This is a genomic window from Actinomadura rugatobispora, from assembly GCF_055379765.1.
The window spans coordinates 1,361,642-1,375,349 of the sequence record NZ_AP029191.1 but is presented as its reverse complement, the minus strand read 5'-3'; the positions used below and the strand labels follow the sequence as shown (position 1 = coordinate 1,375,349).

At 70.7% G+C, this 13,708-nt stretch carries 11 protein-coding genes; 4 read left to right on the top strand and 7 right to left on the bottom strand.

Annotation, left to right across the window (positions count from 1 at the left end; translation table 11 throughout):
- Nucleotides 1-235 precede the first annotated feature (235 nt).
- From ACZ466_RS05525 to ACZ466_RS05515, 3 genes are all read left to right on the top strand, one after another.
- Nucleotides 236-3,007, top strand: coding sequence for an aconitate hydratase (locus tag ACZ466_RS05525; RefSeq protein WP_378284422.1), 2,772 nt, complete (start codon nucleotides 236-238; stop codon nucleotides 3,005-3,007).
- A 131-nt stretch (nucleotides 3,008-3,138) separates the two neighbouring features.
- On the top strand, nucleotides 3,139-4,080 hold the full coding sequence (locus ACZ466_RS05520; protein WP_378284423.1) for an aldo/keto reductase: 942 nt from the start codon (nucleotides 3,139-3,141) through the stop codon (nucleotides 4,078-4,080).
- A gap of 46 nt (nucleotides 4,081-4,126) precedes the next feature.
- Nucleotides 4,127-4,846, top strand: coding sequence for a sulfite exporter TauE/SafE family protein (locus tag ACZ466_RS05515; protein ID WP_378284424.1), 720 nt, complete (start codon nucleotides 4,127-4,129; stop codon nucleotides 4,844-4,846).
- Nucleotides 4,847-5,492: 646 nt separating this feature from the next.
- Here the strand turns inward: ACZ466_RS05515 and ACZ466_RS05510 are convergent.
- The 7 genes from ACZ466_RS05510 to idi form a co-directional block, all read right to left on the bottom strand.
- Entirely contained in the window at nucleotides 5,493-5,942 is a 450-nt protein-coding gene (locus ACZ466_RS05510; protein WP_378284425.1) for an ASCH domain-containing protein, read from the bottom strand.
- Between the two features lie 217 nt (nucleotides 5,943-6,159).
- Nucleotides 6,160-6,831: a class F sortase gene (locus tag ACZ466_RS05505; protein ID WP_378284427.1), complete on the bottom strand. Its 672-nt coding sequence runs from the start codon at nucleotides 6,829-6,831 to the stop codon at nucleotides 6,160-6,162.
- Between the two features lies 1 nt (nucleotide 6,832).
- Nucleotides 6,833-7,657: a hypothetical protein gene (locus tag ACZ466_RS05500; protein ID WP_378284428.1), complete on the bottom strand. Its 825-nt coding sequence runs from the start codon at nucleotides 7,655-7,657 to the stop codon at nucleotides 6,833-6,835.
- A 109-nt stretch (nucleotides 7,658-7,766) separates the two neighbouring features.
- Nucleotides 7,767-8,576, bottom strand: coding sequence for a carbohydrate ABC transporter permease (locus tag ACZ466_RS05495; RefSeq protein ID WP_378284483.1), 810 nt, complete (start codon nucleotides 8,574-8,576; stop codon nucleotides 7,767-7,769).
- Nucleotides 8,577-8,668: 92 nt separating this feature from the next.
- Nucleotides 8,669-9,574 carry a carbohydrate ABC transporter permease gene (locus tag ACZ466_RS05490; protein WP_378284429.1) on the bottom strand — a complete coding sequence of 302 codons (906 nt, stop codon included), beginning with the start codon at nucleotides 9,572-9,574 and terminating at the stop codon, nucleotides 8,669-8,671.
- 49 nt (nucleotides 9,575-9,623) lie between these two features.
- Entirely contained in the window at nucleotides 9,624-10,910 is a 1,287-nt protein-coding gene (locus ACZ466_RS05485) for an ABC transporter substrate-binding protein (protein ID WP_378284430.1), read from the bottom strand.
- A gap of 128 nt (nucleotides 10,911-11,038) precedes the next feature.
- A complete protein-coding gene (gene idi / locus ACZ466_RS05480) occupies nucleotides 11,039-11,620 on the bottom strand; it encodes an isopentenyl-diphosphate Delta-isomerase (protein WP_378284431.1) in 582 nt (193 codons plus the stop codon).
- A gap of 161 nt (nucleotides 11,621-11,781) precedes the next feature.
- Here idi and dxs point away from each other — a divergent pair, with 161 nt between their 5' ends.
- Nucleotides 11,782-13,692: a 1-deoxy-D-xylulose-5-phosphate synthase gene (gene dxs, locus ACZ466_RS05475; protein WP_378284432.1), complete on the top strand. Its 1,911-nt coding sequence runs from the start codon at nucleotides 11,782-11,784 to the stop codon at nucleotides 13,690-13,692.
- Nucleotides 13,693-13,708 lie beyond the last annotated feature (16 nt).

The following is a 13,708-nucleotide window of genomic DNA, read 5'->3' as shown; positions in this document are numbered from 1 at the left end:
CTTGACGTCAAGAGAAAACCCGCGGAAGTTAGGCGGACCCGGGTCCCGAGCAGGCTTGCCACTAGGGCAGGATTCAGGGAGATGACCATCCGCCCGCCGCGGATCGCCGCACCGCCCGGCAGGCAGGGGCGACGGCCGCGTGGGCGCCGGTATCGACCGGTATATCGACACATGACGCAAGCGTCGCGCGCTCACGTCCCGGACCCGACGCGCGACGGTGACGGAGGAGGAGTCCGTGTCCGCGAACAGCTTCGGCAGCCGTAACACGCTGCAGGTGGGCGAAAAGTCGTACGAGATCTACCGGCTGGACGCCGTCGAGGGCTCGGCCCGGCTCCCGTACAGCCTCAAGGTGCTGCTGGAGAACCTGCTGCGCACCGAGGACGGCGCCAACGTGACCGCCGCGCACATCCGCGCGCTGGCCGGCTGGGACTCCCAGGCCCAGCCCAGCAAGGAGATCCAGTTCACCCCGGCCCGGGTGATCATGCAGGACTTCACCGGCGTGCCCTGCGTGGTCGACCTGGCCACCATGCGCGAGGCGGTGCGCGACCTGGGCGGCGACCCGTCCCGGATCAACCCGCTCGCGCCCGCCGAGATGGTCATCGACCACTCCGTCATCGTCGACTACTTCGGCTCGCCGGACGCCTTCGAGCGCAACGTCCAGCGCGAGTACGAGCGCAACGGCGAGCGCTACCAGTTCCTGCGCTGGGGCCAGACCGCGTTCGACGAGTTCAAGGTCGTCCCGCCCGGCACCGGCATCGTCCACCAGGTCAACATCGAGCACCTGGCCCGGGTCGTGTTCGACCGTGAGGGCGTCGCCTACCCCGACACCTGCGTCGGCACCGACTCCCACACCACGATGGAGAACGGCATCGGCGTCCTCGGCTGGGGCGTCGGCGGCATCGAGGCCGAGGCCGCGATGCTCGGCCAGCCGATCTCCATGCTCATCCCGCGGGTCGTCGGCTTCAAGCTGACCGGCAAGCTGCCCGCCGGCACCACCGCCACCGACCTGGTGCTCACCATCACCGAGATGCTGCGCGAGCACGGCGTGGTCGGCAAGTTCGTCGAGTTCTACGGCGAGGGCGTGGCCGCGCTGCCGGTCGCCGACCGCGCCACCATCGGCAACATGAGCCCCGAGTTCGGCTCCACCTGCGCCATCTTCCCGATCGACGGCGAGACCCTGTCCTACCTGCGCCTCACCGGCCGCACGGACGAGCAGGTCGCGCTCGCCGAGGCGTACGCCAAGGCGCAGGGCATGTGGCTCGACCCGTCCGCCGAGCCGGAGTTCTCCGAGTACCTCGAGCTCGACCTGTCCACCGTGGTGCCCTCCATCGCCGGGCCCAAGCGCCCGCAGGACCGCATCTCGGTCGCCGAGGCCAAGCAGACCTGGCGCCGCGACGTGCGCAACTACGTCTCCGCCGGCAGCATCCTGGGCCCCGCCGACGAGGCGTCGGACGAGTCGTTCCCGGCCTCCGACTCCCCGGCGATCTCCCGCGGCGGCAACGGCGACAAGCCGCGCCGGCACGCCGCCGACGGCGCCACCCGGCCGAACGCCCCGACCCCGGTGACCCTCGCCGACGGCACCACGTTCGAGATCGACCACGGCGCCGTCGTCATCGCCGCGATCACCTCCTGCACCAACACCTCCAACCCCTACGTCATGGTCGGCGCCGGGCTGCTGGCCAAGAAGGCGGTGGAGAAGGGCCTGACCCGCAAGCCGTGGGTCAAGACCTCCCTGGCCCCCGGCTCCCAGGTCGTCACCGGCTACCTGGAGCGCTCGGGCCTCGCCCCGTACCTCGACAAGATCGGCTACAACCTGGTCGGGTACGGCTGCACCACCTGCATCGGCAACTCCGGCCCGCTGCAGGAGGAGATCTCCAAGGCGATCAACGACGCCGACCTGGCGGTCACCTCCGTCCTGTCGGGCAACCGCAACTTCGAGGGCCGCATCAACCCCGACGTGAAGATGAACTACCTGGCCTCGCCGCCGCTGGTGGTCGCCTACGCGCTCGCGGGCTCGATGGACGTCGACATCCTCAACGACCCCATCGGCGACGGCGTCGACGGCCCGGTCTACCTGCGCGACCTCTGGCCGTCCGCCGAGGAGGTCAAGGAGATCGTCGAGGGCTCGATCGGCCAGGAGATGTTCCTCCAGGACTACGCCGACGTGTTCAAGGGCGACTCCCGCTGGCAGGAGCTGGCGATCCCGACCGGCGACACCTTCGAGTGGGACGCGGCGTCCACCTACGTCCGCAAGGCCCCCTACTTCGACGGCATGGGCATGGAGCCCGCCCCGGTCACCGACATCGGCGGCGCCCGCGTGCTGGCCAAGCTGGGCGACTCGGTCACCACCGACCACATCTCCCCGGCCGGCGCCATCAAGGTCGGCACCCCCGCCGCCGAGTACCTCCAGGACAACGGCGTCACCGCCAAGGACTTCAACTCCTACGGCTCGCGCCGCGGCAACCACGAGGTCATGATCCGCGGCACGTTCGCCAACATCCGGCTGCGCAACCAGCTGCTGGACGACGTCGAGGGCGGCTACACCCGCGACTTCACCCAGGAGGGCGCGCCGCAGTCGTTCATCTACGACGCCGCGCAGAACTACGCCGCCCAGGGCACCCCGCTGGTCGTCATCGCGGGCAAGGAGTACGGCTCCGGCTCGTCCCGCGACTGGGCCGCCAAGGGCACCGCGCTGCTGGGCGTCCGCGCGGTCATCGCCGAGTCCTACGAGCGGATCCACCGCTCCAACCTCATCGGCATGGGCGTGCTGCCGCTCCAGTTCAAGGAGGGCGAGTCCGCCGCCTCCCTCGGCCTGACCGGCACCGAGACCTTCGACATCACCGGCGTCACCAAGCTCAACGAGGGCGGCGTCCCCGACGAGGTCACGGTCAGCGCCGACGGCAAGGAGTTCACCGCCACCGTCCGCATCGACACCCCGGGCGAGGCCGACTACTACCGCAACGGGGGCATCATGCAGTACGTCCTCCGCAACCTCCTGCGCAAGTAGCCTGACCGGCACGAACGGACGGGCCGCCTCCCCCTGGGGAAGGCGGCCCGTTCCGCGTTCCGGGCGGGGGAGCGGCGCCAAGGGGTGGGGCGGTCGCCGGTGCGGTGGGGCGGGCGCGGTTGGATCGTGTCATGGCTGAGTTCAAGAACAAGATCGGGGACCTGGACGTCTATCCGCTCGCGCTCGGCGGGAACGTCTTCGGCTGGACCGCGGACCGGGAGGAGTCGTTCGCCGTCCTGGACGCCTATGCCGGAGGCGGCGGGAACTTCGTCGACACCGCGGACACCTACTCGGCCTGGGTGGAGGGCCACCGGGGCGGCGAGTCCGAGGAGATCATCGGGGAGTGGCTGGCGGCGCGCGGCGGCCGCGACCGGATGGTGCTGGCGACCAAGGTCGGGGCGCACCCCGAGCACCGCGGCCTGGCCGCCGGGACGATCAGGGCCGCGGCGGAGGCCTCGCTGCGCCGCCTGCGCACCGACCGGATCGACCTCTACTACACCCACACCGACGACCTCACGGTGCCGGTCGAGGAGATCATCACGGCGCTGGACGAGCTCGTGCGGGAGGGCAAGGTCCGGCACATCGGCGTGTCCAACATCGAGCCGGAGCGGCTGGAGGCGTCGCTGGCGTTCAGCGACCGCGAGGGCAAGGCCAAGTACGTCGCCATCCAGGCCCACTACAACCTGGTGTCCCGCGACACCTACGAGGGCGCGCGGATGCGGATCGCGCGGGAGCACGCGCTGGCGGCCGTGCCGTACTACGGGCTGGCCTCGGGCTTCCTCACCGGCAAGTACCGCGCCGGGGTCAGGGTCGACAGCGCCCGCGCGAAGAAGGCCGGCGCGCATCTGGGCACCGAGCGCGGCCGCAAGGTCCTGGACGTGCTGGACGAGATCGCCGCCGACCGCGGCGTGCCGGTGCCGACCGTGGCGCTGGCCTGGCTGCTGGCCCGGCCCACCGTGGTCGCGCCGATCGCCAGCGCCCGCACGGTGCGGCAGGTGCCCGCGCTGCTGAAGGTCGCCGAGCTCGCCCTCACCGCGGAGGAGGTGGAGCGCCTGACGGCCGCGTCCGCGTGATCGTCCCTTCGCCGGTCGGAAATCGGGGGATGTAACGTTCCAGCCCATGCCCTCACTCGAATTCCTCCTGGTCGGAGGGCTGGCCGCGCTCCTCGGCGCGATCGTGCAGAGCAGCGTCGGGCTGGGCGTGGGCCTGGTCGCCACCCCCGTCGTCACGATGTTCTTCCCCTCGCTGATGCCCGGTTCCATCCTGGTGGCCGCGACCGTGCTGCCGCTGGCCACGATGGCGCAGGAGATCAGGCACGCCGATCTGAAGGGCCTGGGCTGGGCGTTCGGGGGACGCCTGGCGGGGACGCCGCTGGGCGTCTGGGTGGTCGCCGCCGTCCCCGGCCGGGCCCTCGGCGCGATCGTCGGCGTCATGGTGCTGGCCGCCCTCGGCGCCGGCCTGTGGACGGGAAGGGTCCCGCGCAACCGGGCCACCCTCACCACCGCCGGCCTGGTCGCCGGGACGACCGGGACCGCGTCCGCGATCGGCGGCCCTCCGATCGCCCTCCTCTACCAGCACGAGAGCGGCCCCAAGGTGCGGGCGACGCTGGCGGTCTTCTTCACCGGCGGCGCCCTCCTCTCCCTCGCCACCCTCGCCGCCGGGGGACAGCTGCCGGGCGAGCAGGTGAACGCGGGACTGGCGCTGACCCCGTTCGTGCTGGCGGGATTCCTGGTGGCGGGCCCGGTGCGGCGGTACGTGGACGCGGGCCGCATGCGCACCGGCATCCTCGTCGTCGTGGGCGCGTCCGCCGTGACCCTGATCGTGCGTAGCCTGATCTGATGCGTCCGACCAAGGCCGACCTGGACGCGGCCCGCGACCGCGTCATCCCCGACGTCCTCCCGTCCGGCGGCGAACCGCTGCGCGTGCTGTTCTGCGGCATCAACCCGGACCCGCACGACTGGACGGGCCGCCTCCCCCGACGGGGAGGCGGCCCGTTCCGCGTTCCGGGCGGGGGAGCCGGGCCAGGGCCTTCGGCTGTGGGTCCTGCCCAACCGTTCCTAAGGACTGTGCATGAGTTGCTCAGCCGCGCGCCCCGAACGGTCTTGGACGCACTGGTCCCCGGCGTACTCGACCCCGGGGCGGCGACACGCATCCTGTGCGTGGTCCGTTCCCGGGAGGCCGGTTCCCTATGCGACCTGGCCATGTGGGCTCGACCAGAGGCGACGGGGAGGCCCCAGACCATCACTCCGGTGGAAAGGGGGCCCCGCACGCTGACACCGAACCCGGCGTCCCAGGTTGCGCTACTGAAAGTACGGAGGCCAACACAAAACGTCAAGTCCGATCACTTGATTACCCGCATGTTCACTCAACCGACCTCACAGGCGAACAGTTCGCACCCCAGCGGCCTCAACGCGAGCTGGACGCTCGACAGGCTCGCCGGGGAGTTCGGCCGCCTCCGCGACTCCGCGCTCGGCTGAAGCGGCGCTCAGGGGGCGGGATTGGCCGGCGCCGGCGTCGGTGCCGGGGCGAGCATCATCTGGACCTTCGTCATGAGCGTGGGAGCGGGCTCCCACAGGCTCGGGCGGCCCAGCGCGACGATGGGACGCGGCAGGGCCCGGACGGAGGTCAGCTGCCAGTGGTGGGCGCCCGCCTCGGCCCAGGGACCGCAGTCGCAGGCTTCGCCCTGGAACCCGGCCGAGCAGACGTGGTCCAGCTCGGCCATGGCGATGACCGCGCCGATCGTGGCCAGCGGGTCGCGCGGGTCCCAGCCCGCGGCCCGGATCAGCGGGGAGTCGCAGGCCTTGAGATCGACGCGCATGGAGGCGTGGATGAGCAGCGGGCCGCGATAGGCGGTGGGCACCGCCTGGTTGGAGATCGCCCGGCCGCCCCGGGCGATCGCGAACGCCCAGGGCTGCTGAATGCTGATCGCCTGCACGCGGTCTCCTTTGTCGTGCTCGACTGGTGTCCCCGTCCCGGCCGGTGTCCGCGGGGTGGGCCGGACGCTCGCCGCCTCGGGCGGCCTTGCTCGGCCGGGCCGTGAACGGGGTCAGAAGTGATTTTCCCCGATTTGTCGTTATCGGCCAAGCCAGGCACGCCGGGCCTGGACCGTTCCCCCTCCGGATGGGAGAGGGGGAACGGCGCCGAAAAGCAGGTCAGGCGGGCTGGACCAGCTTCGCGAAGGCGATGAGATTCTCTTTGTAATGCCCGGTGCCCGCGTCGAAAGCGCCACCGCAGGTGACCAGACGCAGCGAGGAGTAGTCGATTTCCTCGCCGAACACCTTCTGGTGAGGGAAGGCGTCCTTGTCCACGCTCTGCAGGCGCTGCACCGCGAAAGTCGCGGTGGAACCGTCCTGCCGGACCACCTGGATGAGATCGCCCGCCTTCAGTTCCTTCAACCGGTAGAAGACGGCCGCCTTCTTGCCGGCGTCCACATGCCCCAGGATCACCGAGGGACCGGCCTCGCCGGGCGTGACGCCCTCCTTGTACCAGCCCGTCAGGTCGGGACGGCTCAGCGGAGGCTCCTCGATCCGCCCGTCGGGCCGCAGCCCGATCTGGGAGACCGGGGCGGAGACGCCGATCTTGTCGATCTTGATCGTCTTCGGCAGGGACTCGCTCATCGGCGCCGCGTCCCGCCGCGCCTTCTGCGCGGTGGCCGCGGCCGAGGGCGAGGCGGCCGCGGGGACGACCGGGGGATCGTCGCCGCCGCCGTCGTCACCGCCGCAGGCGGTCAGCAGGAGAGCGGAGAGCAGCACGCCGGCCGCCGCGGCCAGAGCCCGGCGACCGGCGGCATGCGCGCTGCGAAGGAACGGCGTGCGCTCGGGCAACTCAGGAACGCTCCTGCCCGATCCCGCGGCGGCGCAGCAGCACGACGCCCGCGCCCGCGGCGGCCAGCACGGCGGCCGACCCGCCGGCCAGCAGCGCGGCCGAGCCGCCGCCGCCCGCCACCGTGCTGCCGTCACCGGTGTCGATCCGGCCGGTGGGGATCTTCCCGGTCGGCTTCTTCGGCGACAGGTCGCCCTTCTCGGGGCTGGTGGAGTACTTGACCGAGCCGTGGTTCTTGCAGGTCACGGTCGCCAGCGTGGGGTCGGGGAGCGAGGACTTGAACGTGCCCGTCGCCGTCCAGGTCTTCTCACCGGCCTTCTTCACCGGCAGCGGGTTCTGCGTGTAGCCGTTGCCGGTGATGGTGACCTCGGTCGGGCAGGTGACCGTGAACGTGGTCTTCCCGTTGGGGACGACGCGGGTCGTGGACAGCTTCACGTCGTCGTACCCGAAGTCGAACTTCGGCTGCTCGGGCTCGTCGTCGTCCTCGGCGGTCACGGAGACGCGGAGCGTGAACTCCTCGCCCTCCATCTCACAGGTGAAGAACGCCTGGTAGGTCTTGCCCGGGGCGACCTTGTTCGTCGTGGCGACGGCCGTCCAGGTGCCGTTGTCGCCGGCCTTCTCCCACACCGGGAACCCGGTGAACAGCCCGCCGTCCTCTTCCTGGACCGGCTTGGTGTCGCACTCGGTCGCCTTGAGGTTCAGCTTGCCGCCCGGCACGAACGGGTCGGGGGTCGCCGAGATCTTCGGGTCGGCCCAGGCGGGACCCGCCGAGAGGGCGACGGCGGCGACTCCCGCCGCTCCGGCCGCGGCCAGTCGTCTGATGGTCATTGACATTCCCTGTGGTCAGGCGGGGTTTCCTGTCACTGGCCTTTATACGACGCTTATGTGGCCGCAGTGGTTGACGTGAATTCCGCCCTTTTCGTTGATCAGCCGCCGGTCAGCCCTTGAGCGCGCCCGCCATCAGACCGCGCATGAAGAAACGCCCGAGCAGAAGGTAGACCAGCAGCGTGGGCAGCGACGCCAGCAGCGCCGAGGCCATCTGCTGGTTGTACTGGACGGCCACCGCCCCCGACCCCGCGGTGTTGTTGAGCAGCACCGTCACCGGCCAGCTGTCGGGCGCGCCCAGGAACACCGCGAACAGGAAGTCGTTCCACGCCGAGGTGAACTGCCAGATCAGCGTGACCGCGAACGCGGGGCCCGACACCGGGAGCACGATCGACCAGTAGGTGCGCAGCATTCCGGCGCCGTCCACCCGGGCCGCCTCGATCAGCTCGTCCGGGATCGTGACGTAGTAGTTCCGGAAGATCAGCGTGCAGATCGGGATGCCGTACACCACATGGGTGAGGACCAGGCCGCGAATGGTGCCGACCAGTTCGATGTCGGTGAGCATTCCGGCCAGCGGGATCATGACCGCCTGGTACGGGATGAACATGCCGAACAGGAACAGCGTGAACACCGCGTCCGAGCCCGGAAAGCGCCATTTCGACAGCACGTAACCGTTCAGCGACCCGAGCACCGCCGAGATCAGCGACGCGGAGACCGCGATCTTGACGCTGTTCTCCAGGCCGGGCCGCAGCGTCTCCCACGCCGACGACCAGCCCTGCGTGCTCCACTGCGCGGGCAGGTTCCAGGCGGTGCTCGGGTCGGCCTCCTGGAGCGACTTGAAGCTGGTGACGAACAGCACGTACACCGGCATCAGGAAGACCAGCACGAACGCCATCAGGATGACGAAGCGCACGATCCGCATGGTGCGGGGGTCGCGCAGCCGGGAGCGCCGCGCGTCCGGCGCCTTCTTCGCACCGGGCCCTCCCGCCGCCGGCTTCGCGGCCGTCCCGGCGCTCATCGGGGGCGCTCCGCCCGCACCGACCACACCAGGTAGGGGATCACCAGCACCGCCACCGCGAGCAGCAGGTAGGTGGCGATGGTGGCGCCGTTGGCCGGGTCGTGGGAGTCGAACACCTCCACGTACGTGGCGATGGCCGGCACGTACGTGATGATCTGCTTGCCCGCGATCGCCATGATCAGGTCGAACACCTTCAGCGAGATATGGCCGAGAATGATCAGCGCGGAGAGCGTCACCGGCCGCAGCTGCGGGAAGACGACGTACCGGTAGACCTTCCACTCGGAGGCGCCGTCGACCCGCGCGGCCTCCCGCAGGTCCTCGGGCACGGCGCGGAACCCGGCGAGGTACAGCGCCATCACGTAGCCCGACATCTGCCAGATCGCGGGCAGCGCCATGGCCGCCATGCCCCAGGCGGGGTCCTGCCACCAGTTGTTGGCCAGCGCGTCCAGCCCGGTCTTGCCGAACAGCTGGTTGAGGCCGACCGCGCGCTCGGGCGGCGCGGGGTTCATCAGCCAGCGCCACACCACCCCGCTGGCGATGAACGAGATCGCCATCGGGAACAGGTAGACGGCGCGGAACCCCGCCTCCCACCGGATGCCCTTCTCCATGAGGAAGGCGAGGAACGCGCCCAGCAGCAGCGCGCCGCCCACGAACACGACGGTGAACAGGAGCGCGTGCCGGACGGCCGGCGGCCAGCTCGGGTCGTCCCACAGGTCGACGAAGTTCCGGCCCTTGTCGAACCCGTACGGCGTGACCTCGTCGTGCCGCCCGCTCACCGCGACCCGCGTGTTCCAGAAGATCAGCCCGTAGACGAACAGGCCGATCGCCAGGATCGACGGCGAGACCAGCAGCAGTCCGGGGAGCCATCGCCGGCTGCGTCCCGGCGTCCACCGGCGTCTCACGCGGGCGCTCTCCAATCGCGTCAGTCGAGGGCGTTGCCAGCGTCGCCGGTCACTGGGCGTTGCTCTTGGCGGCGGTCACCAGGGCCTGCTGCAGCTTGCCCACGTTCCTGTCCTGCAGGAAGAGGCCCACCGCGGTGTCGATGTCGGTGTGCCACTTCTTGTTGGAGTACACGCCGTGCCAGAACGAGCCGGCGAGCTTGACGCCGGGCTTGTTCCACTCGTTGAACGCGTACTCCAGGTAGCCCTTGTAGAGGCTCTTGTCGGCGTCCTTGCGCGCGGGGATGGAGCCCTTCTTCGGGTTGAAGATGTCCTGGCCCTCCTTGCTGGAGACCTGCTTGAGCCAGGCCAGGGCCCCGCCGCGGTGCGGCGCGTCGCGCGGCAGCGTGAAGCTGTCCGAGAGCCACATGTAGGTGCCCTCGGTGCCCGGGGACGCCGCGTACTTGAAGTCGGTGTCCGGCTTCTTGCCGAGCCCGTTGGGAGCCGGGTTCACGAAGTAGCCGTAGGCCCAGTCGCCCATGATGTTGAAGGCGGCCTTGCCGTCCACGACCGCCTTGGACGCGCCCTGCCAGTCGGTGGAGGCCGCCTCCGCCGTCGTGTACTTCATGATCTCGGCGAAGTCGGTGAGCGCCTTGGTGACCGCGGGGCTGCTCCAGTCGCCGCCCGGCTTCCACAGCGCGTTGTAGGCGTCCGTGCCCAGGTCGCCGAGCAGGACGTTCTCCAGCAGGTGGTCGGCGGTCCACTGCGCGCCCAGCGACAGCGGCACCTTTCCGGTCTTGTCCTTGACGGCCTTCAGCGCGGTGATGAACTCGGCGATCGACGCGGGCGGCGCGGAGATCCCGGCGTCCTCAAGGATCTTCGGGTTGTACCAGAGCACGTTGGAGCGGTGGATGTTCACCGGCACCGAGTAGATCTTGCCCTGGTAGGTGATCTGCTCCAGCAGTTGCTGCGGGTAGGCCTGCTTGAGGTTGTTCTCCTCGTAGAAGGAGTCCAGCGGCTCGATCTGGCCGGCCTTGATGTAGTCGAGCAGCTCGGCGCCCGCGTGCCCCTGGAAGGAGTCCGGGGGCTTGCGGTTCTGCAGCCGGCTGGCCAGCACGGCCTGCGCCTGGGTGCCCGAGCCGCCGGCGATCGCCGCGTTGGTGAACTTGATCCCGGGGTTCTTCTTCTCGAAGTCGGCCTGCAGCGCCTTCAGGCCGTCGGCCTCGCCGGGCCCGGTCCACCAGGAGAAGACCTCCACCTCGGAGCTGTCGCCGCCGCCGTCATCGCCGCCGCCGCAGCCGGAGAGCGCCAGCGCGCCGCCGATGGCCACGGCGGCGATCGCCTTCCACCGTCCTCGCATCGCACGTCCCTTCGTCACCCAGAAGAACAAGCGTCTGCTCGACGGCGGGAGGGGTCAACAGGGCGAGGCGAAAAGAGATCTCGCGGTTACCGGGTGGCGGCCGGGTGGTGATGATCGTGGCCGGGCCGCTACCAGGCCAGGGACGGGGGGAGGCCGCCGACGCCCGCGTCCGGCCAGCTCAGCGGGGCTCCGAGCGGGGCGAGCTCGGCCATCTGCAACCGGAACCAGGGCGAGGACTCGGGGCGCTCGGCCAGCGCCAGGCACTCCTCCCACGTCCACCACCCGGCGTCCTCGACCTCCTTGGGGTCGCGCCGGACGGCGGGCGCGGCGGTGGCGGTGAGCGCGCGCACGACCGGGCAGCGCTCGTTCTCCAGCGTCCCGTCGTCGGCGGTCGCGCGGTAGCGGAACCCGGGCAGGACCGGCACCAGCGAGCGCGCCGACACGCCGAGCTCGTCGCGCAACCGCCGCAGCACCGCCGCCCGCAGCCCCTCGCCCGGACCCGGGTGGCCGCAGCAGCTGCCCGTCCACACGCCGGGGAAGGTGCGCTTCACCAGTGCGCGCCGAGTGATCAGAACCTTGCCCTCCGTGTCCACCAGAAAGCATGAAAAAGCCAGGTGGTAGGGGGTCTCCCGGTGGTGGCTCGGCACCTTGGGCGCCGATCCGATGACTTCGTCGACCTCGTTGAGCAGCACGATCTCTTCGACACCCATGGCCACCTTCCTACCCCATGGTCCACGATCTCTCGCGTGAGGGTTCTGTGCGGGAAACGTGAGGGAATTCGGTCACCGGTACGCGGCGGGCAAAGCGCGACTAAACTCGGAACGGCCCGAGTCCAGGGGCAGAGGGGCCCCTGATGGAGGAGTTGACGCGCGTGTCTCTGCTGGAGTCGATCAAGGGTCCCGAGGACCTCAAACGACTGGACGCCACGCAGGTGCCGCGGCTCGCCGGGGAGATCCGGGAGTTCCTCGTGGACGCCGTGGCCAAGACCGGCGGTCACCTGGGCCCCAACCTGGGAGTCGTCGAGCTCACGATCGCGCTGCACCGGGTCTTCGACTCGCCGCGCGACAAGATCCTCTTCGACACCGGCCACCAGGCCTACGTGCACAAGCTGCTCACCGGCCGGCACGACTTCGGCCGGCTCAAGCAGCGCGGCGGCCTCTCCGGCTACCCGAGCCGGGCCGAGTCCGAGCACGACATCATCGAGAACTCGCACGCCTCCACCGCGCTGTCGTACGCCGACGGGCTGGCCAAGGCGTTCGAGCTGCGCGGCGAGAGCGACCGCGTGGTGGTGCCCGTGGTCGGCGACGGGGCGCTCACCGGCGGCATGTGCTGGGAGGCGCTCAACAACATCGCCGACGGCAGGGACCGCCGCGTCATCATCGTGGTGAACGACAACGGCCGCTCCTACTCGCCGACCATCGGCGGACTGGCCAGCCACCTGGCCGACCTGCGCGTCACCTCCACCTACGAGACCGCGCTGGAGCTGGTCAAGAAGACCGTCCCGCGGGCCCCGGTCGTCGGCACCGTCGCCTACGAGGCGCTGCACGGCATCAAGAAGGGCCTCAAGGACATCCTGCAGCCGCAGGCGATGTTCGAGGACCTCGGCCTCAAGTACGTCGGCCCGATCGACGGCCACGACGAGCAGGCCGTCGAGCACGCGCTGCGCAAGGCGCACGACTTCGGCGGCCCGGTGATCGTGCACTGCATCACCCGCAAGGGCCACGGCTACGCGCCCGCGGAGAACGACGAGGAGGAGCAGTTCCACTCGCCCGGCCCGTACGACCGCGAGACCGGCGTGCAGAAGCCCAAGGGCCGGATCTGGACGAACGTCTTCAGCGAGGAGATGGTCGCGCTCGGCGCGGAGCGTCCCGACATCGTCGGCATCACCGCGGCGATGCTGCACCCGGTGGGCCTGGCCGCGTTCGCCGACGCCTACCCCGACCGCACCTACGACGTCGGCATCGCCGAGCAGCACGCGGTCACCTCGGCGGCGGGCCTGGCGATGGGCGGCATGCACCCGGTCGTCGCCGTCTACGCCACGTTCCTCAACCGGGCGTTCGACCAGGTGCTGATGGACGTGGCGCTGCACCGGCAGGGCGTCACCTTCGTGCTGGACCGTGCCGGTATCACCGGTGACGACGGGCCCAGCCACAACGGTATGTGGGACCTGTCGATCCTGCAGCTCGTCCCGGGCATGCGGATCGCGGTGCCGCGCGACGGCGCGCGGGTGCGCGAGCTGCTGCGCGAGGCGGTCGAGGTCGACGACGCGCCCACCGCGCTGCGCTTCCCCAAGGGCCCGGTCGCCGACGACATGGAGGCGGTCGGCGCGCTCGGCGGGATGGACGTGCTGGCCCGGCACGACGGCGCCAACGGCGCCCGGGTGCTGGTGGTCGCGGCCGGCGCGATGGCCGCCCCGGCGGTCGAGGTGGGCGAGCGGCTCGCCGCGCAGGGCATCGGCGCCACGGTGGTCGACCCGCGCTGGGTCAAGCCGCTCGACCCGGCGCTGGTGGAGGCCGCCGCGGGGCACAGCATGGTCGCGGTCGTGGAGGACAACGGCCGGGTCGGCGCGGTCGGCGACGCGGTGGCGCGGCTGCTGCGCGACGCCGACGTCGACACGCCCGTCCGCACGTTCGGGATCCCGCAGGAGTTCCTCGACCACGCCAAGCGGGCCATGCTCCTGGCCGATCTGGGGCTGACCCCGCAGGACCTCGCCCGCGACATCATCGAGGCGGTGTCCCGGGCCACCTCCGCCGAGACGCGGGAGCCCGCCCCGTCCGACTGAGCGGCCGTGCGCGGTA